Genomic DNA, 22295 nt, shown 5'->3' on the forward strand with positions numbered 1-22295 from the left:
ACGAACTCGCCCGGGTCCGCACCGCCGTCATCTGCGCGCCCGTCACCCGCGCGGCGGACGGCGGCCTGGACCTCACGGAGGTGGCCTCCGCCGGCCGCACCCTGGCCGCCCGGCTGCGCCCGCACACCACCGTGATCCTCGAGTCACCCGTCCACCCGGGCACCACCGACGGCTTCCTGCGCGACGTGCTGGAGCGGGGCTCCGGACTGACGGCCGGCCGCGACTTCCACCTCGCCTACTCCCCCAGCCGCGTCGACCCCGGCAACCGCGCCTGGACGCCCGGCAACACCCCCACCGTCGTGGGCGGCCTCACCCCCGCCTGCACCGAGTCGGCGATCGCCTTCTACTCCCGGATCACCGACCGCGTGGTGCGGGCCCGGGGCCTGCGCGAGGCGGAGACGGTGCAACTGCTGGAGACCAACTACCGGCACGTCAACATCGCCCTGGTCAACGAGATGGCGGTGCTCTGCCACGGCCTCGGCGTCGACCTCTGGGACGTCATCCGCTGCGCCGAGACCAAGCCGTTCGGATTCCAGGCGTTCCGCCCCGGCCCCGGCGTCGGCGGCCACGGCCTTCCCCGCGACCTGACCGAGCACTCCGCCGGCCCCGACGGTCCCGCCCTGCGCATGGTCGAACTCGCCCGGCAGGTCAACGACGGCATGCCCCTGTACGTGGCCCGGCGGGCCGCCGCCCTCCTCAACGAGCACGGCAAGTCCGCGCGCGGCGCCCGGGTCCTGCTGCTCGGCGTCACCTACAAGCCCGACCTCGACGACGAGCGGAGCACCCCCGCCGAGGAGATCGCCGTCCGGCTCGGTGAGCTGGGCGCCCAGGTCCTCTTCCACGACCCGTACATCGGGGAGTGGCGCGTTCGCGACCGCCCCGTGCCCCGCGCCGACTCCCTCCACGAGGCCGCCGCCAACGCCGACCTCACCATCCTGCTCCAGCAGCACCGGGCCTACGACCTGCAGAGTCTGTCCGTGAAGGCCCAGCTCCTGCTGGACACCCGGGGCGCCACACCCACCGGAGCGGCGCACCGGCTCTGACGACGCGGTACCCCACGGACGGGCGGACCACTGGCCGAAAACCGGCGAAGGCGGCGGGGCTCCACTGCTACTCTGCCCCTTCTTCGTACACCCGCTCGTACCAACGGGGGAACTGTCATGACCCAACCAACGCCTCCTCAGCAGCCCGCCGAGGGCAACCCGTACGCCGCCGCTCCCGGCGTCCCGCCCCAGGGCGCGCCCCAGGGTGGCCCTTACGGCGCGCCGCAGGGCGCGCCCCAGGGTGCGCCGCAGTACCCGGCCGCTCCGGCCTACACCGCGCCCGCCATCCCCGCGCTGCCCTCGGGCGGCAAGCTGGCGCTGGGCGCCGTGGCCGGTCTGGTCGCCGGTCTGGTGGCGGCCGTCGTCTACGGCATGATCATCGGCAAGGCCGAGGTGGAGATCGGCTACGCCGCGGTGGGCGTCGGCGCCCTCGTGGGCCTGGTGGCCGGCAAGATCGGCGGCGGCAACCCGGTGACCGGCGCGATCGCCGCGATCATCTCGCTGGGCGCCGTCTACCTCGGCCAGGTGATCGGCATCGCCGTCTTCGCGGCGGACAGCCCGCTGCTGCCGTACGACAGCTTCCTCCAGGTGCTGACGGAGGACTTCAGCTCCGTCCAGCAGGTGTGGAGCGAGCAGCTGGACGTCCTCAGCTTCCTCTTCCTCGCCCTGGGCGGCGCCGCGGCGTTCAGCGTCGCCAAGAAGGTCGGCAACGACTGATCCGCACCCTGCGCCACGAGGGCCCGCCCACCGAAGCGATCGGTGGGCGGGCCCTCGTGCGTGAGCGGTGCGGTCAGCGGCGGTGCTGGGAGTCCGCGACCGTCACCTCGACGCGCTGGAACTCCTTGAGCTCGCTGTAGCCGGTCGTGGCCATCGCCCGCTTGAGCGCGCCGAAGAAGTTCATCGATCCGTCCGGCGTGTGCGAGGGGCCGGTGAGGATCTCCTCCAGCGTGCCGACCGTGCCCAGCGCGACCTTCTTGCCGCGCGGCAGCTCGGCGTTGACCGCCTCCATGCCCCAGTGGTGGCCCTTGCCCGGCGCGTCGGTGGCGCGCGCCAGCGGGGAGCCGATCATCACGGAGTCCGCGCCGCAGGCGATCGCCTTCGGCAGGTCGCCGGACCAGCCCACGCCACCGTCGGCGATCACGTGCACGTAGCGGCCGCCGGACTCGTCCATGTAGTCCCGGCGGGCGGCCGCGACGTCGGCGACCGCGGTGGCCATCGGCACCTGGATGCCCAGCACGTTGCGGGTGGTGTGCGCGGCGCCGCCGCCGAAACCGACCAGCACGCCCGCCGCGCCGCTGCGCATCAGGTGCAGCGCCGCCGTGTAGGTGGCGCAGCCGCCCACGATCACCGGCACGTCCAGCTCGTAGATGAACTGCTTCAGGTTCAGCGGCTCCTGCGCGGAGGACACGTGCTCGGCGGACACCGTGGTGCCGCGGATCACGAAGATGTCGACGCCGGCGTCCACGACCGTCTTGGAGAACTCTGCGGTGCGCTGCGGGGAGAGCGCCGCGGCGGTCACCACACCGGCGTCGCGCACCTCCTTGATGCGCTGCCCGATCAGCTCTTCCTTGATCGGGGCGGCGTAGATCTCCTGGAGGCGGCGGGTGGCCGCCTCGGCCGGCAGCCCGGCGATCTCGTCCAGCAGCGGCTGCGGGTCCTCGTAGCGGGTCCACAGGCCCTCGAGGTTGAGGACGCCGAGGCCGCCCATCTCGCCGATCCGGATGGCGGTGGCCGGGGAGACGACCGAGTCCATCGGCGCGGCCAGGAACGGCAGCTCGAAGCGGTAGGCGTCGATCTGCCAGGCGATCGAGACCTCCTGCGGGTCCCGCGTACGGCGGCTCGGGACGACGGCGATGTCGTCGAAGGCGTACGCCCGGCGGCCGCGCTTGCCGCGCCCGATCTCGATCTCAGTCACGTCTGTGGCCTTTCCCTCTGCTTGTCAGGCGTCATCCAGTATCACCGACGCCCATGACGAGGGCGGCCCCGCACTCCGCGGGGCCGCCCTGCTGCGTGTCTTTCGTGCTTCCCGTTACAGCTGGCCGCTGTAGTTCGGCGCCTCGACCGTCATCTGGATGTCGTGCGGGTGGCTCTCCTTGAGGCCCGCCGAGGTGATCCGGACGAACCGGCCCTTGGACTCCATCTGCTCGATGGTCTCCGCGCCCACGTAACCCATGGTCTGGCGGAGGCCGCCGACGAGCTGGTGCAGCACGTTGGAGAGCGGGCCGCGGTAGGGGACCTGGCCCTCGATGCCCTCCGGGACGAGCTTCTCGTCGGAGCTGACCTCGGCCTGGAAGTAGCGGTCCTTGGAGTACGACTTGCCCTGGCCGCGGGACTGCATCGCGCCGAGCGAGCCCATGCCGCGGTAGGACTTGAACTGCTTGCCGTTGATGAACTGCAGCTCGCCGGGGGACTCCTCGCAGCCGGCCAGCAGGCTCCCCAGCATCACGCTGTCCGCGCCGGCCGCCAGCGCCTTGCCGATGTCGCCGGAGTACTGGAGGCCGCCGTCGCCGATCACCGGCACACCGGCCGGACGGCAGGCGAGGGACGCCTCGTAGATGGCGCTGACCTGCGGCACGCCGATGCCGGCGACCACGCGGGTGGTGCAGATGGAGCCGGGGCCGACGCCGACCTTCACACCGTCCGCGCCGGCGTCGATGATCGCCTGCGCGCCGTCACGGGTGGCGACGTTGCCGCCGATCACGTCCACGCCGACCGCGGACTTGATCTTGGCCATCCAGGACAGGGCGTTGCTGTTGTGGCCGTGGGAGGTGTCCACGATCAGGAAGTCCACGCCGGCGGCGGCCAGCGCCTGGGCCCGCTCCAGGGCCTCCGGGCTGGCGCCCACCGCGGCGCCGACGAGCAGCCGGCCCTCGGAGTCCTTGGCGGCGTTCGGGTACTGCTCGGCCTTGACGAAGTCCTTGACCGTGATCAGGCCCTTGAGGACGCCCGCGTCGTCGACCAGCGGAAGCTTCTCGATCTTGTGGCGGCGCAGCAGCTCCATGGCGTCCGTGCCGGAGATGCCGACCTTGCCGGTGACCAGCGGCATCGGCGTCATGACCTCGTGCACCTTGCGGTTGCGGTCGGTCTCGAAGGCCATGTCGCGGTTGGTGACGATGCCCAGCAGCTTGCCCGCCGGGTCGGTAACCGGGACGCCGCTGATGCGGAACTTGGCGCAGAGCGCGTCCGCCTCGGCGAGGGTGGCCTCGGGGTGCACGGTGATGGGGTCGGTCACCATGCCCGACTCGGACCGCTTCACCAGGTCGACCTGGTTGACCTGGTCCTCGACCGACAGGTTGCGGTGCAGCACACCGACACCGCCCTGGCGGGCCATGGCGATGGCCATCCGGGACTCGGTCACCTTGTCCATCGCCGCCGAGAGCAGCGGGATGTTCACCTTGATGTTCCGGGAGATCCGCGTGGAGGTGTCGACCGCGTTGGGGAGGACGTCCGACGCTCCCGGTAGCAGCAACACGTCGTCGTAGGTCAGCCCGAGTGTCGCGAATTTGGCGGGCACTCCGTCGACGTTTGCAGTCATGACACCTTCCCCAAATGGCCTTGATCGGTGCGGATGTCCATGCTAACGGGATCCAGGGGTCCGGCATTCCACCATTCGTGGGCGCGGCGGGTGACGCACCGGCTCCGCGTTCGGTTACCGGCTGTGACCGGAGGCCGGGCCGGGAGGCGCGGACGCCTCCCCGCTGGGGCACGGACGCCCTGGTGGCCGGTAATCGCCGCTCCGTCCGTCGCGCGCAGTGACGGTCACTGCTCGGCGAGCGCCCTCAGGCGGCTCAGCGCACGGTGCTGGGCGACCCGTACGGCACCGGGTGACATTCCCAACATCTGGCCGGTTTCCTCCGCCGTGAGACCGACGGCGATGCGGAGCAGCAGCAGTTCGCGCTGGTTCTCCGGGAGGTTGGCCAGCAGCTTCTTCGCCCACTCCGCGTCACTGCTGAGCAGGGCCCGCTCCTCGGGGCCGAGCGAGTCGTCGGGCCGCTCGGGCATCTCGTCGGAGGGCACCGCCGTGGAACCGGGGTGGCGCATGGCGGCGCGCTGCAGGTCGGCGACCTTGTGCGCGGCGATGGCGCAGACGAACGCCTCGAAGGGCCGGCCGGTGTCCCGGTAGCGCGGCAGGGCCAGCAGGACCGCCACGCAGACCTCCTGCGCCAGGTCCTCCACGAAGTGGCGGGCGTCGCCGGGGAGCCGGGACAGCCGGGTGCGGCAGTACCGCAACGCCAGCGGATGCACCCGGGCCAGCAGGTCGTGCGTCGCCTGTTCGTCCCCGTCGACCGCACGACGGACGAGGGCACCGATCACCGTCGTCTCGTCGTCGCGCATCGCTCCATGGTGCCCTGGAGCCTGCGAGACGGGTCCGCCGTGCCCCTGGTTGTGCACCGAAGCGTTATGAGCAGGTGCGCCGGCACTCATCTCCTGCGCCCTCCCCTTCCGCTCGACCGACTCGTCCCCGAGAACTCCACACCTCAAGGATGCGGCATCCGCGGCGAAACGAGCATCGGGCACCCGTCGGGAGGTTCTGACGTCTCCGTCACAGGTGCGGCAGGCGGGGTCCTCCGGAGGGCTCTCCGGCACCCCGCCCTGACGCAGTCATCGAGGCGACCCACGAGCGGGTCCTACCGGACCAGGCCCCACCGGAACCCGAGCGCCACGGCGTGCGCCCGGTCCGAGGCGCCGAGCTTCTTGAAGAGCCGGCGGGCATGGGTCTTGACCGTGTCCTCGGAGAGGAACAGCTCACGGCCGATCTCCGCGTTGGAGCGGCCGTGGCTCATGCCCTCCAGGACCTGGATCTCGCGGGCCGTGAGCGTGGGCGCGGCGCCCATCTCGGCGGAGCGCAGACGGCGAGGGGCGAGCCGCCACGTCGGATCGGCCAGGGCCTGCGTCACCGTGGCGCGCAGTTCCGCCCGGGAGGCGTCCTTGTGCAGGTAGCCGCGGGCACCGGCGGCGACGGCGAGCGCCACGCCGTCCAGGTCCTCGGCGACGGTGAGCATGATGATGCGGGCCCCGGGGTCGGCGGAGAGGAGGCGGCGGACCGTCTCGACACCGCCCAGGCCGGGCATGCGGACGTCCATGAGGATGAGGTCCGAGCGGTCGGCGCCCCAGCGGCGGAGGACTTCCTCGCCGTTGGCCGCCGTCGTCACACGCTCGACGCCGGGCACGGTCGCGACCGCGCGGCGGAGCGCCTCTCGGGCAAGCGGGGAGTCGTCGCAGACGAGGACGGAAGTCATGACCGCCCTCCGCAGCTGATGCGCGTCACCTTGAGCCTCCAGGCTGGTACGAAATCGTCACCTGTGCGGTCGATCCTTCGTGGGCCTCTCGGATCATCCACCCGAGCGCTTGTTCCGTCGACCGCCTCGCCCTCTCAACGACGGTCACTCGAAAGAGTTACGGGGAGAAAGGCCGCCTTCAGCACTCTACGTGAGGGGGTCATCACCTCACAGTGACTCACAGCATGCACACAAGCTTTCCCCATGGCCTCTGACCCGATTGGTCCCTTTTCTTCCGTTTTGCTGGTGTCTGTGACTAGATTCGCAATGAGTCATATTTTCATCTCCTTAGATCGTTCGTAGATCTTCATTGATCGCGGGTACGCGGTCGCCGAACCGGCAACCAGCACCAAGGGGACACGCCATGGCTGATTTCTCCCGCCTTCCCGGCCCTAACGCGGATCTGTGGGACTGGCAGCTCCACGCCGCCTGCCGAGGAGTCGACAGTTCGCTGTTCTTCCATCCGGAGGGTGAACGCGGGGCGGCGCGCAGCGCCCGCGAGAACTCGGCCAAGGAGGTGTGCATGCGGTGCCCGGTCCGGGCCGAGTGCGCCGCCCACGCGCTGGCGGTGCGCGAGCCGTACGGGGTGTGGGGCGGGCTCACCGAGGACGAACGCGAGGAACTGATGGGGCGGGCGCGGCACCGCCTGGTCCCCGTGCCGGACCGGGGCGGCCACCGCGACCGCGACGAGGGGCACGGGGCGAGTGCCGCGCACGGCACGCAGAGGATGAACGGCGTCCACAGCGTGTCCGGGAGGCCGGACGGCATGGACGGCATCGATGGCATGGGCGGCATGGGCGGCATGGATGACATCGACGGCATGCACGGCGCCGACGAGTGAAACGTTTCTCCTGAGCGCCGGGCCTCGTACCGGGCGACCATCGCGCGACCACCGCACGCCACCGCACGAAGCCCGGGCGGTGACCGGGCGGCGAGGGCCGGGCCTCAGACGCGGGCGGCCGCCGCACGCTCCAGCTGGCGGAGGGTGGCCGCGACGGCGGGAACCTGCTCGAGGTCGGTGAGGGTGAGGGCGACCACCTCGCGCCGCACCGCCGGCTCCACGCGGACCTCGCGAACGCCCCGCCCCCGCACCGCCTCCACCGCCAGCCGGGGGAGCACGGCCACCCCGAGTCCGGCGCCGACCAGCCCGACCACCGCCGGGTAGTCGTCCGTCGCGAAGTCGATCCGCGGCGTGAACCCTGCCTCCGCGCACACCTGCACCAGCTGCCCGCGGCACCGCGGACAGCCCGCGATCCAGGGCTCCTCGGCCAGCTCCCCGATCCCGACCGACTCGGCGGACGCCAGCCGGTGCCCCTGCGGCACCAGCCCCACCAGCCGGTCGCTCAGCAGCGGCCGCACCACCAGGTCGTCCCACTCCTGCGACTCCGCGGAGCCCGCCGCGCCGCCGTACCGGAAGGCCAGCGCCACGTCGCAGTCACCGGCGCGGAGCATCTCCACCGAACGCGGCGGCTCCGCCTCCTCCAGCGACACCTGGGTGCCGGGGTGCTCGGCGCGCAGCGCGGCCAGGGCGGTCGGCACCAGCGTGGAGCTGCCGCTCGGGAAGGACACCAGCCGGACCCGGCCGGCGCGCAGCCCGGCGATCGCGGCGACCTCCTCCTCCGCGGCGGTCAGCCCGGCGAGGATGCCCGCGGCGTGCCGCACCAGCGCCTCACCCGCCTGGGTGAGGCGCATGCCGCGCCCGGCGCGGACGATCAGCGGCGTACCGGCCGAGGCCTCCAGCGCCTTCATCTGCTGGCTGACGGCCGGCTGGGTGCAGCCCAGCTCACGGGCCGCCGCGGAGAACGAGCCGGTGGTGGCCACGGCGCGCAGGACACGGAGATGACGAGCCTCGATCACCCTGCCCAGCATAGGTCAGCCCATAAGTGAGGCTTGTACCGGAAAGAAGAATATCGACTCCCGCTTTGACCACGGCGCCGCTACCGTGCCAGGTATGAAGGTGCTCTCACTCAACCTCGCCACCGCCGCCGTCGTGCCGTACACCAGCCAGCGCGACGGCCTCACCGGCATCGACAAGCGCCCGGTGGACGGTCCCGTCCGGGTCTTCGCCCCCGGCCCCAAGGGCACCGGAGGCAGCGGCATGACCGGTGACGCGGTCTGCCACACCCGCCATCACGGCGGCGACGACCAGGCGGTCTACGCGTTCGCCCGCGAGGACCTGGACGAGTGGGAGCGCGAGCTCGGCCGGCCGCTGCGCAACGGCGTCTTCGGCGAGAACCTCACCACCTCCGGCCTCGACGTCTCCGGCGCCCGCATCGGCGAGCGGTGGCGCATCGGCCCCGAGGTGGTCCTCCAGGTCACCTCGCCGCGCATCCCGTGCGGAACCTTCCAGGGCCATCTGGGCGAGCCCCGGTGGGTGAAGCGGTTCACCGCCAAGGGGGCGCCCGGCGCCTACCTGCGGGTGGTCACCCCCGGCGAGATCCGTGCCGGCGACGCCGTCGAGGTCGTCCGCCGTCCGGACCACGACATCACGATCGCCCTCTCCTTCCGCGCCCTGACCCTGGAGCGCGGGCTGCTGCCCCGCCTCCTGGAGGCGGGCGACGACCTCCCGGAGGAGGAGCGCGCGACCGTCCACACGTTCCTCGCGGGCCGCCCGTCCTGACGCGCGGTTCCACCCTGCGGCCCCACCTCCCCCACGCGTCCCGGCCTGCTTAATCTGACCCCATGACTACGGCTCTGATCACAGGTTCGACGGCCGGCCTGGGCGCCGCCTTCGCACGGCAGCTGGCCGCCCGCGGGCACAACCTGGTGCTGGTGGCCAGGGACACCGAGCGGCTGCGCACGCAGGCGACCGAACTGCACGACCGGCACGGCATCGAGGCCGAGGTGCTCACCGCGGACCTCGCCGCCGACGAGGGCATCGAGGCGGTGGCCGCCCGCCTGTCCGACCGCCGCGACCCCGTCGACCTGCTGGTCAACAACGCGGGCTTCGGCAACAAGGGCCGGTACCTGGAGGTCCCGGTCGCCGACGAGCTGCGGATGCTCAAGGTCCACTGCGAGGCGGTGCTGCGCCTGACCTCCGCGGCGGTCGAGGGGATGCGGGAGCGCAGGCGCGGCGGCGTGATCAACGTGGCCTCGGTGGCTGCCTTCCTCCCGCGCGGCACGTACGGCGCGTCCAAGGCGTGGGTCGTCCAGTTCACCCAGGGCGCGGCCCGCGACGTGGCGGCGGACGGCGTCCGCCTGATGGCCCTGTGCCCCGGCTTCGTGCGCACCGAGTTCCACGAGCGGGCGGGCATGGGCACGGACAACATCCCCGGCTGGATGTGGCTGGACGCCGACAAGGTCGTCACCGCGGCCCTCGCCGACCTCACCCGCGGCAAGACCGTCTCGATCCCGGACCCGCGCTACAAGACCCTGATGGGCCTGACCAAGCTGGTCCCGCGCAACCTGATCGGCGGCGTCTCCACGTCGGCGGGCCGGAAGTACGGGCCGGACCGCTGAGCGGTTAATCATGGTGGCCCTGGACCGGGGGGCGATTAGGCTACGAGCAGCCGGGGCAGCTCCGACACCGGTGGGCGTCATGACCCAGCCGTGCTCCAGCCCACCACTCACCGATGGGACTCCGATGGCCAACCGACGCAACGACATGCTCGGCGTCGGCGGACAGCGCAAGAAGCTGTCCCGTTCCGATCAGAAGGCCTCCGTCACCGCCGGCTCCAACAGCCGGCAGACGGCCGCCGAGCAGAAGCGGGAACTGCTCCGCAAGATGCGCGAGCGCACGCAGGGCACGGACGCGCGGACGGACGGCTCCGACGCGCAGACGGACGGCTCCGACGCGCGGACGGACAGCTCCGACGCGCAGGGCTGAGCCGTAAAGCACCGTGGCCGCCTCCCTCTGGGAGGCGGCCATCGTCGTTCCTCGCTCCGTCCGGTCTCGCCCGGCACCGGAGACGCCGGCGACGGCGACCCCTTCTCGTCGGGTTGACGAAAATAAGGTGGGCGCAATATCGTCAGAGGGACGAAAACCGGTGCCAGGGAGGCCCTCATGGCTGACATCATCAAGCGCTTCGGCATGCGCCACCTGCGCGGAACGCCCACCGCGCACATCCGGCACCACCGTTCCGGGCAGCTCGCGCACGAGGGGCCCGGGATCAGCTTCTGGTACCGGTCGCTGACCGCCGCGCTCTCCGAGGTTCCGGTGGACGACCGCGAACTCGCCATGACCTTCCACGCCCGCACGGCCGACTTCCAGGACCTGACCGTGCAGGCCACCGTCACCTACCGGATCGGCGACCCCGCCGTCGCCGCCGAGCGACTGGACTTCTCCATCGACCCGGACACCGGCATCTGGCGGGGCGCGCCCCTGGAGCAGCTCTCCACGCTGCTCACCGAGTCGGCACAGCAGCACGTGCTCGACGTGCTGGCCCGGACCCCGCTGGAGCGGGCGCTGGCGGACGGGGTCGGGCTGGTGCGGGAGAGGGTCGCGGCCGGGCTGGCCGCGGAGCCGCGGCTGCCGGCGACCGGCATCGAGATCGTCACCGTGCGGGTGGTGGCACTGCGGCCGGAGCCCGAGGTGGAGCGGGCGCTGCGCACCCCGGCGCGGGAGCGGATCCAGCAGGAGGCGGACCGCGCCACCTACGAGCGGCGGGCGGTGGCGGTGGAACGGGAGCGGACCATCGCCGAGAACGAGCTGGCCAGCAAGATCGAACTGGCCCGGCGCGAGGAGCAGCTGGTCGACCAGCACGGCACCAACGCGCGCCGCCAGGCTGAGGAGAAGGCGGCAGCCGACGCGGTGCGCGCCGAGGCCGAGGCGGCGCGCACGGTGCGGCTGGCACAGGCTCAGGCACAGGCGGAACGGGAGACCGGCGCGGCCAAGGCCGAGGCGCAGGCCGCCTGGCTGCGGGTGCACGCCGAGGTCGACGCCGGCACGCTGCGGGCGCTGACCGGCATGCAGCTCGCCCAGCACGTCCCGGACATCGCGAACCTCACCATCTCGCCGGACGTCCTCACCGGCCTGCTCGCGAAGCTGGCCGGGGGCGGCACCGTTCCCGGCACCGGCAGGGGCACCGGCACCGGTACCGGCACCGGAGGGACCGCGGCATGAGTCTCGCGCCGCGCGCCGTGGTGGTGCACCGGGCCACCGAGTACGAGGAGCTGGTGGCCCGGCACGGCACCCACGGCCAGGCCGCCTTCTTCCTCTCCTCCCGCGGCCGGAGCATCGACGAGGTCGCCGAACGCCACGCGCGGACCCGCCGCGCGCTGGCCGAGGTGGCGGCCGCCATACCGCTGACCTGGCGGCAGGCGCGGGTCGAGCGGCGCGACGTGGACCGGTTCCTGTTCGCACCGGAGGACGTGGTGGTCGTGGTCGGCCAGGACGGCCTGGTCGCCAACGTCGCCAAGTACCTCGCCGGCCAGCCGGTGATCGGCATCGACACCGACCCGGGCCGCAACCCGGGTGTCCTGGTCCGGCACCGCCCCGCCGCCGCACGGCGGCTCCTGCCCCACGCGGCACTGCCCTCCGTCCGGGCCGACGAGCTCACCATGGTCGAGGCCGTCGCGGACGACACCCAGCGGCTTACCGCCCTCAACGAGATCTACCTGGGCGCCCCCGGCCACCGGACCGCCCGCTACCGCCTGGCTCTCGACGCCCCCTCAGCCCCCACCGAGTCGCAGGCGTCCTCCGGCGTCCTGATCGGCACCGGCACGGGCGCGACCGGCTGGATCCGCTCCGTGTGGCAGGAGCGCCCCGGCCAAGCCCAGCTGCCCCTCCCCCGCCCGACCGAGGACCGCCTCCTCTGGTACGTCCGCGAGGCCTGGCCGTCCCCCGGCACGGGCACCTCCCTGGTCGCCGGCGAACTGGCCGCCCGCGCCCGCCTCTCCCTCACCGTCGAGTCCGAGCACCTGGTGGCCTTCGGCGACGGCATGGAGGACGACGCCCTCGACCTGACCTGGGGCCAGACCGTCCGCGTCGGCGTCTGCGCGGACCGCCTGCGGCTGGTGTGACGGCCCTCGGACGGGCCGCGGCGGGTCCTGCCGCGGACTGGTCCGGTTTCGTGCGGATACCCAAGCAAGACGGAGCGCTCGTCATCGACCGGAATGTTCGCCACGACCGGCATCACGATCGATGAGGCGACAACAGACGCGGTCGACCGCTGCAGAAGGGTCGGCCGGACCGGCAGGGGCGCCGGATTCTCCTCGCAGACGACCGCTTACACCCGCATGCGCTCCGCTCGCTCCGCACTGTCTGCCATTCCCGGTCACACGTCCGGCGCATGTTCCGGCAATGGCGGACTGTTGAGGCAATCGGCCTTCTTCACCGCCACTCGTGCAGCGTCAAGCAACACGTCGAAACGCGATACCGCACCGGTTTCCCCAGCAAGGGTGTCCTTCATCGTGACCTCGATCGCCACCCGCTCTCCCTGTGCACTCATCGCGCCTTTGACCTGGCACTTCACGTAGACGGAGTTCCGGTTTCCTCGCTTCTCGTCGGGAGCCCACGCCACCAACTTGACGTCTCCGTCCATCTCCGTGACATGGGTCCCCTTTCCCATGGCCCCCGCCACAAGCTCCTCGAAGGGGAAGGTCCCTGGGCCGAGCTTGATCGTGACCGGACCCTCGGCGCTCATCACCCCCTCAGGCACCAGTCGGCATACCGTCGGCAGGGAACGAAGGAAGTAGACGCTGTCAGTTTCAGGGGTCCAGGAGCGGGCGTTGCTGCGAAATCGCTCCACCGCCTCATTCGCATCCTGTGCATCACGGGACGATTCAGCGAGCGCAGCGCCATGGGTCCTCTCCGACCACTCAACGCCATCGGCGCCGATTAACTCCCGGCAGCCAGCGCTTCTTTGTGCCGGGGAGGAGGACGAATGCGCTTCGACGTCACCACCGGACGACCCGCACGACGTCAGCCCTCCGGCCAGGCAGATCAGCAGAAGGGGAGCGACTCCGGTCACACCTGCTCTGCGCATCACTTCTCCACGTCGTCGGTATCCGTCACGATCCTGCCCCTGTTGTAGGCATCGTCCATTTCCTCGATCACATCCTGAACAGCTCCCGACGGCATGCCCGTCTGCAGCAAGTACTCGCGCAAAGGGCTGGCAGCGTTTGCCTGGTTGGCAAACTTGGCGCCGTCGAGCGTCTTGATGGCCTCATGCGCGTTCTTGAACTCGTTCTCCTTGAGCCAGTCCATCATGTGGTTTCCCACGGCCGTCTCCACGGCACTTCCCACGGTGTCGACGACGATGGGCACCGCCACCGCCCCGACCCCGGCAGTAGGGGCCGTCACGAGACCGGCACCCACCCCGACAAGTGCTCCTGCTCCGTACTCGATCCAGGCAGCCTGCTTTTCCAGCTCCTGGTTTCGCTTGTCGGCCTCGTCCTTGTACTGACCGGCAATGGCCTCCATACGAGGCTCGTCGATCAACCCGTGCATGCGGATGCTGCGCTCCGCCGCGTTGATGGCGTCCGCCTGACTGTCTCCATGGGCCGCCATCAGGCTGGTCCCGTAGATCTGCTGCGCTTGTGCGAGGGTCTGGTGTGCTCCCTCGTCAGCTGCGATGTTGCGCAGGAAGCCGACCGTGTTGGCCACTCCGAAGTCTCGCAAGCGGGCGTCGTCCCTCCCGTAATACCCGTCTCGGTCAGCCAGGTCCCCCATACCGCCCCAGTTCGCCATGGAGTAGTTGACGCTGTCCACTCCACTGCTGGTAATCGCCGGAGACGGCGAGCGTGCCGAGGGCACGCAGCTGCTGGTGCTGGACCTTCAGGTCAGGGCCGCTGCTGCCGCCCTGGCCGGCGGCGTGCTGGTTGAGCCGCATCCCGCCCGACGGGGCGGAGGGTGCGGCCCCCTCCGCCTTCAACTGCTCCCACTCTTCCCAGGCCATGTCCCCCGCGCCTCCCCCGTGGTCCGGTCTCGCACCGGCGTGACACCAGTCGTACCAAGCGACCTTGGGGCCTAGTGGCGGTCAGGAACGGAACTGACCGAAACCGAGCAGCAACGGCGCGCTCAGCACCGGCGGTTCCGCGGGCTCGACGCCTGGTGGGGGCCCTGAGCGTGGAACGCCCGTGCGGACGGTCAGTGAATTGGGGCCTGGCGTGACTCTTGCGGGTGAATCAGCGACTGGGGAGGGTGCCAGGAGCTTGCATATTCACTCTTCGCGCATGGACACATACGCAGCGTGCAGTAGCGTCGTCTCGTCAACCTGACCCGCCGCGGGTCCGGTTGGCGCAAACAAAACGGCCCCCGGGACGGTTGCACCCGTCCGCGAGGGCCTTGAACCACAAGTGGAATGAGGCTCCACGGTGATCTGCCGCAACTTTATCGCGCCCAAGCGCGCCTTCACCCAGCTGGCCAACGAGATCATCCGGCACCCGCGACTGTCCTCGGACGCCGCCCGCATCCTGACCTGGCAGCTCTCCCTCCCGCCCGGTGCGACCGAGACGCTGTCGGAGACCGCGAAGCGCGCCCGCATCGGCGGGTCGGCCTTCACCACCGCCAAGCGGCAGCTCATCGCCGAGGGCTATGTCCACGAGCGGCGCGTGCCGGTCGAGCGGGGCCGCTGGAGCACGCAGCAGCTCGTCTCCAGCGTGCCGCTGCGGCCGGGTGAGGGGCTCAAGCTTCTCGCGGCCGTGCCGGCGCAGGGGAAGGACACCACGCATCGGGTAACGCCGCAGGTCGGGCCGAGTAGCCACCTTCCGGCCGTCGGTCGGCCGACAGCCCGGCCGACCGGCGGTCAACCCCTCCAGAACATGGAAGAGAAGGAAAAGACTTCCCACCATCCGGCGGCGGCCGGGGACGCGGCGGTAACCGGGGCGACCTCGGTGGAAGCCTCCGCCACGGACGGGCCTGCGGCAACGCCGGCAACAGCTCCTGGCGGCCGAGCCAGGGACGACAGCAGCGACAGTGGCACCAGCGGCACCAGCGGCGGTCCCGCGTCCGAAGCGCTGGACCAGGCCCGCGCGCTCGTCGAAGCGTTCCCGGCGCTCGATCCCGACCTGAGGGGCATCCCTCGCGCCATGCGGCCCGAGCTGACGCGCCTCACCGCACGCTGGCTGGCCGCGGGGCACACCCCCGCCGACGTACGCAGCCACGTCCTGCGCGGCCTGCCCGCGGACGGAGCCCCGGTCCGCAGACCCGGTGGCCTCCTGCGCTACCTGCTGACCGACGTACCGCCGCTCCCCACCGCCGCCCGCGCGCTCACCCCGCCGCCCGAGGCTCCACCGCGGCCCCAACCGCTGCGGGAGTGCGAAGGCGACCGTCACGACCACCCCACGATGTTCCGGCCCACCCAGGACGAGTCCCTCTGTCCCGGCTGCCTCGCCTCGATCGCGGGAGCTGGGACGGTCGGCGATCAGACGGGCGGGGACGCCTGGGTGTAGCCCTCGGCGAGGGATCGCCGCCCGTGGACGGCCCGCACGCGCCGAGGCCCGGCGTCCCGCGGGGAGCGGGAGGCCGGGCCTCGGGGTGGTACGGGTGGAGCGGGGTGGGTCAGTGGGAGTGGCCGTGGCTGTGGCCGTGACCCGCCGGGGCCTCCTCCTCTTCCTTCTTCTCGACGACCAGGGTCTCGGTCGTGAGGAGGAGGGAGGCGATGGAGGCGGCGTTCTCCAGGGCGGAGCGGGTGACCTTGACCGGGTCGATGACGCCGGCCTTGACCAGGTCGCCGTACTCGCCGGACGCGGCGTTGTAGCCCTGGCCCTTGTCGAGCTCCTTGACCTTGGAGACGATCACGTAGCCCTCGAGGCCGGCGTTCTCGGCGATCCAGCGCAGCGGCTCGACGACCGCGTTGCGGACCACGGAGACACCGGTGGCCTCGTCGCCGGTCTTGCCGAGGTTGCCCTCCAGGACCTTGGCGGCGTGGACCAGCGCGGAGCCACCACCGGAGACGATGCCCTCCTCGACCGCGGCGCGGGTCGCGGAGATGGCGTCCTCCAGACGGTGCTTCTTCTCCTTCAGCTCCACCTCGGTGGCGGCGCCGACCTTGATCACGCACACGCCGCCGGCCAGCTTCGCGAGGCGCTCCTGGAGCTTCTCGCGGTCCCAGTCGGAGTCCGTGGCGTCGATCTCGGCCTTGATCTGGTTGACGCGGCCCGCGACGTCCGCGGAGGAGCCGGCGCCGTCGACGATGGTGGTGTCGTCCTTGGTGACGGTCACGCGGCGGGCGGAGCCGAGCACCTCGAGGCCGACCTGGTCGAGCTTGAGGCCGACCTCCTCGGCGATGACCTGGGCGCCGGTGAGGACGGCCATGTCCTGCAGCATCGCCTTGCGGCGGTCACCGAAGCCGGGCGCCTTGACCGCGACGGCGTTGAACGTGCCGCGGATCTTGTTGACCACCAGGGTCGACAGGGCCTCGCCGTCGACGTCCTCGGCGATGATCAGCAGCGGCTTCGAGGCGTTGGTCTGGATGATCTTCTCGAGCAGCGGCAGGAGGTCCTGGATGGAGGAGATCTTGCCCTGGTTGATGAGGATGTACGGGTCCTCGAGGACGGCCTCCATGCGCTCCTGGTCCGTCACGAAGTACGGGGACAGGTAGCCCTTGTCGAAGGCCATGCCCTCGGTGAAGTCCAGCTCCAGACCGAAGGTGTTGGACTCCTCGACGGTGATGACACCGTCCTTGCCGACCTTGTCCATCGCCTCGGCGATGAGCTCGCCGACCTGCTTGTCCTGGGCGGACAGGGCGGCGACGGCGGCGATGTCGGACTTCTCGTCGATCGGGCGGGCGGTGGCGAGGAGGTCCTCGGACACGGCCTTGACCGCGGCGTCGATGCCCTTCTTCAGGGAGGCCGGGGAGGCGCCGGCGGCGACGTTGCGCAGACCCTCGCGGACCAGGGCCTGGGCGAGCACGGTCGCGGTGGTCGTACCGTCACCGGCGATGTCGTTGGTCTTGGTCGCGACCTCCTTCACCAGCTGGGCGCCGAGGTTCTCGTACGGGTCCTCGATCTCCACCTCGCGGGCGATGGTGACGCCGTCGTTGGTGATGGTCGGGGCGCCGAACTTCTTGTCGATGACGACGTTGCGGCCCTTGGGGCCGATCGTCACCTTGACCGTGTCGGCCAGCTTGTTGACGCCGCGCTCGAGGGCGCGACGGGCGTCCTCGTCGAACTTCAGGATCTTCGCCATGGGAGCGGTTCAGCCCTCTCGGGAGAATGCGGTGTATCGCCGTTGTGTCGGAGCAATACGAAGTCTTGAAAAAGCGAACTGCGCCCCGGCGCCCGGCTTATGGCGCGGGGGCCCGGGGCGCAGCTCGGTGCTTCAGGAGAAGCGGGCTTCGGCGGGAGCGAGCACGCGGTCGACCGAACGAGCGTCGATCGGGCGGGCAGGCTCCGGCGAAGCGGGGTGAATTACTTCTCGATGACCGCGAGGACGTCGCGGGACGAGAGGACGAGGTACTCCTCGCCGTTGTACTTCACCTCGGTGCCGCCGTACTTGCTGTAGAGCACGATGTCGCCGACCTTGACGTCGAGCGGCAGGCGCTCGCCGTTCTCGAAGCGGCCCGGGCCCACGGCCAGGATGACGCCCTCCTGGGGCTTCTCCTTGGCGGTGTCCGGAATGACCAGGCCAGAGGCCGTGGTCTGCTCGGCGTCGAGCGGCTGGACCACGATGCGGTCCTCGAGCGGCTTGATGGCAACCTTGGAGCTGGCGGTCGTCACGATCCGACCTCCCCCTTCGGAGATCTCACGGGGTTAACTGTCTGAGGTGGCGACCAGGTGGATCCGTCGTCGCGGGTGCCGGACCTGCCCGTCGCTACTGGCACTCACCTGGGGCGAGTGCCAGAGCTGAGACTATGACCGGGGTTAGCACTCGGTCAAGCGGAGTGCCAATTTCCCGGCGGGTTGCGCGAACTCCCGCGGCAGGGCAAGGCGTCCCGCCCGCACTCTCCCCGCCCCCGCCGCCCTGCCCTCACCGTCCCGCGGCGCGGGCGGGTGGGCCCGGTGGAGAGTGGAAGGCAGGGACGGGGACGGCGGGGACGGTGGGAACGGGGGCACTGGGGACGGGGACAATGGGGCGGTGAGTGAGACCGCTGTGCACCTGGCCGCGTTCGCGGCGCTGCTGACCCCCGAGGGCCGCGCCCTCCTCGACGAGGTACGGGACGTGACCCCCGGCGAGGAACTGGCCACCGCCACCCGGTTGCGGAGGACCCACTCCCCGGAGCTGGTGTCGGCCGCCCTCACCCAGGCCCGTCTGCGCACCCGTGCCGCCGCCAAGTTCGGCGCGGAGGACGCCCGGCGGATGTTCTTCACCCCCAACGGCGTGGAGCAGTCCACGCGCGCCTCCGTGGCCGCCCACCGCGCCGCGCGGTTCGCCGCCCTCGGTGTCCGCTCCGTCGCCGACCTCTGCTGCGGCATCGGCGGCGACGCCGTCGCCCTCGCCCGGGCCGGCGTCCGCGTGCTGGCCGTCGACCGGGACCCGCTGACCGCCGCCGTCGCCCGGGCCAACGCCGAGGCGCTGGGCCTCACCGACCTGATCGAGGTGCGGGAGGCCGACGTCACCGAGGTGGACGCCGCGCCGTACGACGCGGTGTTCGTGGACCCGGCGCGCCGCGGCGGCCGGGGGCGGATCTTCGACCCGGAGGCCTACTCGCCGCCGCTGTCCTGGGCGGTGGAGGCCGCCCGCGGCGCCTCCCGTGCCGCCGCGCTGAAGGTGGCTCCCGGCATTCCGCACGATGCGGTGCCGGGGGACGCCGAGGCGGAGTGGATCTCGGACGGCGGCGACGTCAAGGAGGCCGTCCTCTGGTTCGGCGGGGCCGCCCGCCCCGGCGCGGTGTGCGCCACGCTGCTGCCGGGTCCGCGCCGGCTCGACGGCCGGGGGCTGCCCGATCCGGCCGTCCGGCCCGTCGGCCGGTACCTGTACGAGCCGGACGGCGCGGTGATCCGCGCGCATCTGGTCGCCGAGGTGGCCGAGGAGGTCGGCGGTGGGCTGATCGACGAGACCATCGCCTTCGTCACCTCCGACGAGCCGCACCCCACCCCGTACGCCACCGGGTACGAGATCACCGACACGCTGCCCTTCAACGTCAAGAAGCTGAAGGCGCTGCTGCGGGAACGTCAGGTCGGCACCCTCACCGTGAAGAAGCGCGGTTCGGCGGTCGAGCCGGAGGAACTGCGCCGCAAGGCACTGCCGAAGCCGCAGGGCAGGAACGCGGTGACGGTCTTCCTCACCCGCGTGGCGGGCGCTCCGACGATGCTGCTGGGGCACCCGCTGCCACGGTGAGGCCACCGAGGAGCCCCGCCCGGGGCCCGGACGAGCCCGGGCGGAGCCCGGCGAGGGTGGCGGCAGTGCGTCGTCCCGGCGGGTGCGCCGGCCCGTGGTTCCTGCCGGACCGGCTGCCTGCGCACCGGATGCCTGCGGACCGCTGCACCCTGCCGCACCGCTGCGCCCTGCCGGACCGGCGCCCTGCCGGACCAACCCGCGCAGAAACGTTACTGCGACGAGAGGGCCGACAGCCCGGTGGACGGCACGGTGGACCGCCCGCCCGGGGAGGACGACACCTCCGGTTCCGGCCCCGCCGGGTCCGCCCCCGGCAGCAGCGACGCCCACAGCTCCCCCGCCTCCGGCTCGTCGGGCACCACCCGGTTCCGGTCGGCCGGGGCGGGGACGACCGGAAGTGTCACCGTCCGGACCCCTTCGGGCGGCAGACCGCGCAGGCTCTGCCCGAAGGCGGCCAGTTCCTCCAGCGAGTCGAGGCCGGTGTCGGCGGTGAGGCCGGAGGTCGCCGCGTCGGCCACCCGGTACAGGCGCACCGGGTCGGTCAGCAGTTCCGCCCGCGTGACCTCCTCCAGCAGTGCCTTCACCAGCTTCTGCTGGAGCCCTATGCGCCCCAGGTCGCTTCCGTCACCGACTCCGTGACGGGTGCGGGCGAGGGCCAGCGCCTGTTCGCCGTGGAGGCGGTGGACACCGGCCTCGATGTGCAGGTGGCTCCTGTCGTCGTCGATGGACTGCTCCACCTCCACCGTGACGCCGCCCAACGCGTCCACCAGGTCCGCGAATCCGGCGAAGTCGATCTCCAGGTAGTGGTCCACCGGCAGCCCGGTCATGGCCTCCACGGTCTTCACCGCGCAGACCGGCCCGCCCACCGCGTAGGCGCTGTTGAACATCACGCCGTGCGCGACGGCGGTGGAGCCGCCCTCCGGCAGCGGGCAGGCCGGGCGGGTCACCAGGGTGTCGCGCGGTATCGAGACCACGGTCGCCGAGGTCCTGCCCTCGTCCAGGTGCACCACCATCGCGGTGTCCGAACGCGCCCCGCCGGACGCGTCGCCGCCCCCGAGACGGTGGTTCTCCTCGCCGTCACGGGAGTCGGAGCCGAGCACCAGGATGTCCAGCGCCCCGCCCCCGCCGTCCCGCGCACCGCTCTCCGGCGACGGCTCGCCGGTCCCCACCGGCATGCCGACCGGCGCGTGCGGCCGGTCGTCCCCCAGCGCCGCGTCGATGTCGACGCTGCGGATGTTGCCGTCCAGATGCCAGTACGCCCAGCCGCCACCGGCGGCGCCGAGCACCAGCACTCCCCCGAGCGTGTATCCGACGGCCCTGGTCCAGCGCCTGTTCGGCGTCCGGACGGCGGCTCCCCGGCCGCGCCCGCCGTGCCCCTCTGCTTCAGTCACGGAGCAGAACATAAGTCCGCACCGGCCCGGGAGGGAATCTCCCACCGGCCGAGGGAATCTCCCACCGGCCGACGGCTGGACGGCGGTGGAAGCGACGGCCGGGGGCGGAGCCGCCGGACGGGCCGGTCAGTCCGGCCCGGGCCGGCCGCCGAAACGATGGACCGAAAGTTTCGACGGCCGTTTGCGACTCAGATCGCCCCCGCGGCCGGAGGAGCCGTGCTGCTCCGCACCACCAAACTGGTGGCCAGTTCCATCCGCGCGCCCGCCGTGGGCTTCTCCTCGCGTCCCAGTTCGAGAACCATCCTGGTGGCCGCCTCGGCCATCTCGGTGAGCGGCTGCCGGACGGTGGTCAGCGGCGGCCCCACCCAGCGGGCCACCGGCAGGTCGTCGAAGCCCACGACGCTCAGGTCGTCGGGGATCCGCAGCCCGAGTTCGCGCGCCGCCTCGTAGATGCCCAGCGCCTGGAGGTCGTTGCCGGCGAAGACCGCCGTGGGCCGGTTCTCGCGGCGCAGCAGGTCCAGGCCGAGCCGGTAGCCGGCCTCGTGATGAAAGTCACCGTCGAGGATCAGGCCCGGGTCCACGGCCAGCCCGGCGGTCTCCAGCGCGGCACGGTAGCCGTCCACCCGCGCCCGCGCGCACATCATCCGGGTGGGGCCGCTGATGGCGCCGATCCGGGTGTGCCCGAGCTCCACCAGGTGGCGGGTGGCGGAGAGTCCGCCCTGCCAGTTCGTGGCGCCGACCGAGGGCACGTCGGCGCCGGGGTCGCCGGCCGGGTCCATCACCACGAACGGGATGGACCGGCTCGTCAGCAGCGTGCGCTGGCCCTCGTCCAGGCCGGACAGGACCAGGATCACGCCGTGCGGCCGGCGGGCGGCCACCTGGTCCGCCCAACTCCCCCCGGGCGTATGGCGTCCGGCGCTCTCCGAGAGCACCACGCTGAGGCCCGCGCGCCGGGCGGCGCGCTCCACCCCGCGGATGACCTCCATCGCCCAGGCGCTCTCCAGTTCGTGGAAGACGAGTTCGATCAGCGGGGACCTGGAGGCGTCCGCACGCCGCCTGCGGTAACCGTGGCTCCGCAGCAGGCGCTCCACGCGGGAGCGGGTCGCAGGGGCCACGTCGGCCCTGCCGTTGAGGACTTTCGAAACAGTCGGAGCGGACACACCGGCCGCCCGGGCGATCTCGGCAAGCGTCGCTGTGCGCCCCTGCCGGGGCACGGAGGGGGTTTCGGCGGAATCCGGAGACGTCATGGTTCGGGATCGTATATCTGCGCTACCTCTTGACGAACCCCTCTGACGCGCTTAGGTTCCCAAAACATTCGCGGCATCGTTCGAAAGCTTCGAAGGAAGCACCCCACAGGGCCGTGCCGAGAGTTACCCGACGGGCAAACACCCCCACGGCGCCCGATCCCCGTAGTTGCGGTCAA

At 71.8% G+C, this 22295-nt stretch carries 21 protein-coding genes and 1 pseudogene; 10 read left to right on the forward strand and 12 right to left on the reverse strand.

Annotation, left to right across the window (positions count from 1 at the left end; genetic code table 11):
• The coding region (locus tag GBN72_RS12225; RefSeq protein WP_151772015.1) for a nucleotide sugar dehydrogenase at positions 1-1043 on the forward strand (1043 nt) is incomplete at its 5' end.
• A 117-nt stretch (positions 1044-1160) separates the two neighbouring features.
• A complete protein-coding gene (locus tag GBN72_RS12230; protein ID WP_151771719.1) occupies positions 1161-1760 on the forward strand; it encodes a proline-rich domain-containing protein in 600 nt (199 codons plus the stop codon).
• A gap of 73 nt (positions 1761-1833) precedes the next feature.
• Here GBN72_RS12230 and GBN72_RS12235 read toward each other — a convergent pair whose 3' ends face one another.
• From GBN72_RS12235 to GBN72_RS12250, 4 genes are all read right to left on the reverse strand, one after another.
• Positions 1834-2958 carry a GuaB3 family IMP dehydrogenase-related protein gene (locus GBN72_RS12235; protein WP_151771720.1) on the reverse strand — a complete coding sequence of 375 codons (1125 nt, stop codon included), beginning with the start codon at positions 2956-2958 and terminating at the stop codon, positions 1834-1836.
• A gap of 114 nt (positions 2959-3072) precedes the next feature.
• Positions 3073-4578 carry an IMP dehydrogenase gene (gene guaB, locus GBN72_RS12240; protein ID WP_151771721.1) on the reverse strand — a complete coding sequence of 502 codons (1506 nt, stop codon included), beginning with the start codon at positions 4576-4578 and terminating at the stop codon, positions 3073-3075.
• A 224-nt stretch (positions 4579-4802) separates the two neighbouring features.
• Positions 4803-5378, reverse strand: coding sequence for a sigma-70 family RNA polymerase sigma factor (locus tag GBN72_RS12245; RefSeq protein WP_151771722.1), 576 nt, complete (start codon positions 5376-5378; stop codon positions 4803-4805).
• Between the two features lie 293 nt (positions 5379-5671).
• Positions 5672-6283, reverse strand: coding sequence for a response regulator transcription factor (locus GBN72_RS12250; protein ID WP_003948568.1), 612 nt, complete (start codon positions 6281-6283; stop codon positions 5672-5674).
• A 403-nt stretch (positions 6284-6686) separates the two neighbouring features.
• Here GBN72_RS12250 and GBN72_RS12255 point away from each other — a divergent pair.
• Positions 6687-6998, forward strand: a pseudogene (locus tag GBN72_RS12255) (WhiB family transcriptional regulator); the annotation flags it as partial.
• A 269-nt stretch (positions 6999-7267) separates the two neighbouring features.
• Here the strand turns inward: GBN72_RS12255 and GBN72_RS12260 are convergent.
• Positions 7268-8179 (reverse strand): LysR family transcriptional regulator, encoded by a 912-nt coding sequence (locus GBN72_RS12260; protein WP_151771723.1) that lies wholly within the window; start codon positions 8177-8179, stop codon positions 7268-7270.
• 94 nt (positions 8180-8273) lie between these two features.
• On the opposite strand from GBN72_RS12260, the gene GBN72_RS12265 reads away from it, so the two are divergent.
• From GBN72_RS12265 to GBN72_RS12285, 5 genes are all read left to right on the forward strand, one after another.
• Positions 8274-8942 (forward strand): MOSC domain-containing protein, encoded by a 669-nt coding sequence (locus GBN72_RS12265; protein ID WP_151771724.1) that lies wholly within the window; start codon positions 8274-8276, stop codon positions 8940-8942.
• 62 nt (positions 8943-9004) lie between these two features.
• Positions 9005-9781, forward strand: coding sequence for an SDR family NAD(P)-dependent oxidoreductase (locus GBN72_RS12270; protein WP_151771725.1), 777 nt, complete (start codon positions 9005-9007; stop codon positions 9779-9781).
• 124 nt (positions 9782-9905) lie between these two features.
• Positions 9906-10148: a DUF6243 family protein gene (locus GBN72_RS12275; RefSeq protein WP_151771726.1), complete on the forward strand. Its 243-nt coding sequence runs from the start codon at positions 9906-9908 to the stop codon at positions 10146-10148.
• Positions 10149-10325: 177 nt separating this feature from the next.
• A complete protein-coding gene (locus tag GBN72_RS12280; protein ID WP_151771727.1) occupies positions 10326-11384 on the forward strand; it encodes an SPFH domain-containing protein in 1059 nt (352 codons plus the stop codon).
• Complete coding sequence (locus GBN72_RS12285; protein ID WP_151771728.1) at positions 11381-12283, forward strand: NAD(+)/NADH kinase; 903 nt, start codon at positions 11381-11383, stop codon at positions 12281-12283. The genes GBN72_RS12280 and GBN72_RS12285 overlap by 4 nt, the downstream gene beginning before the upstream one ends.
• Positions 12284-12537: 254 nt before the next feature.
• On the opposite strand, the gene GBN72_RS12290 is transcribed toward GBN72_RS12285, so the two are convergent.
• From GBN72_RS12290 to GBN72_RS12300, 3 genes are read right to left on the reverse strand one after another with little or no spacing between them, the layout of a single operon-like run.
• Positions 12538-13248, reverse strand: a complete 711-nt coding sequence (locus GBN72_RS12290) for a hypothetical protein (RefSeq protein ID WP_151771729.1) — start codon at positions 13246-13248, stop codon at positions 12538-12540.
• Positions 13248-13973 (reverse strand): hypothetical protein, encoded by a 726-nt coding sequence (locus GBN72_RS12295; RefSeq protein ID WP_164540574.1) that lies wholly within the window; start codon positions 13971-13973, stop codon positions 13248-13250. The genes GBN72_RS12290 and GBN72_RS12295 overlap by 1 nt, the downstream gene beginning before the upstream one ends.
• A complete protein-coding gene (locus GBN72_RS12300) occupies positions 13918-14160 on the reverse strand; it encodes a hypothetical protein (RefSeq protein ID WP_151771731.1) in 243 nt (80 codons plus the stop codon). The genes GBN72_RS12295 and GBN72_RS12300 overlap by 56 nt, the downstream gene beginning before the upstream one ends.
• A 418-nt stretch (positions 14161-14578) precedes the next feature.
• Here GBN72_RS12300 and GBN72_RS12305 point away from each other — a divergent pair, with 418 nt between their 5' ends.
• Positions 14579-15655, forward strand: coding sequence for a hypothetical protein (locus tag GBN72_RS12305; protein ID WP_174887122.1), 1077 nt, complete (start codon positions 14579-14581; stop codon positions 15653-15655).
• Between the two features lie 109 nt (positions 15656-15764).
• Here GBN72_RS12305 and groL read toward each other — a convergent pair whose 3' ends face one another.
• Both groL and groES read right to left on the reverse strand, forming a co-directional pair.
• Positions 15765-17393 carry a chaperonin GroEL gene (gene groL, locus GBN72_RS12310; RefSeq protein WP_151771732.1) on the reverse strand — a complete coding sequence of 543 codons (1629 nt, stop codon included), beginning with the start codon at positions 17391-17393 and terminating at the stop codon, positions 15765-15767.
• 221 nt (positions 17394-17614) lie between these two features.
• Positions 17615-17923, reverse strand: a complete 309-nt coding sequence (gene groES / locus GBN72_RS12315; protein ID WP_031477499.1) for a co-chaperone GroES — start codon at positions 17921-17923, stop codon at positions 17615-17617.
• A 358-nt stretch (positions 17924-18281) separates the two neighbouring features.
• Here groES and GBN72_RS12325 point away from each other — a divergent pair, with 358 nt between their 5' ends.
• Positions 18282-19484 (forward strand): class I SAM-dependent methyltransferase, encoded by a 1203-nt coding sequence (locus tag GBN72_RS12325; protein WP_439959753.1) that lies wholly within the window; start codon positions 18282-18284, stop codon positions 19482-19484.
• Between the two features lie 209 nt (positions 19485-19693).
• Here the strand turns inward: GBN72_RS12325 and GBN72_RS12330 are convergent, their stop codons facing one another.
• Positions 19694-20884 (reverse strand): LCP family protein, encoded by a 1191-nt coding sequence (locus tag GBN72_RS12330; protein WP_151771735.1) that lies wholly within the window; start codon positions 20882-20884, stop codon positions 19694-19696.
• A 176-nt stretch (positions 20885-21060) separates the two neighbouring features.
• Positions 21061-22119: a LacI family DNA-binding transcriptional regulator gene (locus GBN72_RS12335; protein ID WP_151771736.1), complete on the reverse strand. Its 1059-nt coding sequence runs from the start codon at positions 22117-22119 to the stop codon at positions 21061-21063.
• Positions 22120-22295 lie beyond the last annotated feature (176 nt).

Origin of the sequence: Streptomyces abyssomicinicus (assembly GCF_008974245.1) — a bacterium.
Taxonomy (GTDB): Bacteria; Actinomycetota; Actinomycetes; order Streptomycetales; family Streptomycetaceae; genus Streptomyces; species Streptomyces abyssomicinicus.

Excerpts from the sequence above, each read along its gene's own strand:
- GBN72_RS12230 (WP_151771719.1), top strand. The coding sequence starts at position 1,161 with ATGACCCAACCAACGCCTCCTCAGCAGCCCGCCGAGGGCAACCCGTAC.
- guaB (WP_151771721.1), bottom strand. The coding sequence starts at position 4,578 with ATGACTGCAAACGTCGACGGAGTGCCCGCCAAATTCGCGACACTCGGG.
- GBN72_RS12245 (WP_151771722.1), bottom strand. The coding sequence starts at position 5,378 with ATGCGCGACGACGAGACGACGGTGATCGGTGCCCTCGTCCGTCGTGCG.
- GBN72_RS12250 (WP_003948568.1), bottom strand. The coding sequence starts at position 6,283 with ATGACTTCCGTCCTCGTCTGCGACGACTCCCCGCTTGCCCGAGAGGCG.
- GBN72_RS12265 (WP_151771724.1), top strand. The coding sequence starts at position 8,274 with ATGAAGGTGCTCTCACTCAACCTCGCCACCGCCGCCGTCGTGCCGTAC.
- GBN72_RS12270 (WP_151771725.1), top strand. The coding sequence starts at position 9,005 with ATGACTACGGCTCTGATCACAGGTTCGACGGCCGGCCTGGGCGCCGCC.
- GBN72_RS12275 (WP_151771726.1), top strand. The coding sequence starts at position 9,906 with ATGGCCAACCGACGCAACGACATGCTCGGCGTCGGCGGACAGCGCAAG.
- GBN72_RS12280 (WP_151771727.1), top strand. The coding sequence starts at position 10,326 with ATGGCTGACATCATCAAGCGCTTCGGCATGCGCCACCTGCGCGGAACG.
- GBN72_RS12285 (WP_151771728.1), top strand. The coding sequence starts at position 11,381 with ATGAGTCTCGCGCCGCGCGCCGTGGTGGTGCACCGGGCCACCGAGTAC.
- GBN72_RS12290 (WP_151771729.1), bottom strand. The coding sequence starts at position 13,248 with ATGCGCAGAGCAGGTGTGACCGGAGTCGCTCCCCTTCTGCTGATCTGC.
- GBN72_RS12300 (WP_151771731.1), bottom strand. The coding sequence starts at position 14,160 with ATGGCCTGGGAAGAGTGGGAGCAGTTGAAGGCGGAGGGGGCCGCACCC.
- groL (WP_151771732.1), bottom strand. The coding sequence starts at position 17,393 with ATGGCGAAGATCCTGAAGTTCGACGAGGACGCCCGTCGCGCCCTCGAG.
- GBN72_RS12330 (WP_151771735.1), bottom strand. The coding sequence starts at position 20,884 with ATGTTCTGCTCCGTGACTGAAGCAGAGGGGCACGGCGGGCGCGGCCGG.
- GBN72_RS12335 (WP_151771736.1), bottom strand. The coding sequence starts at position 22,119 with ATGACGTCTCCGGATTCCGCCGAAACCCCCTCCGTGCCCCGGCAGGGG.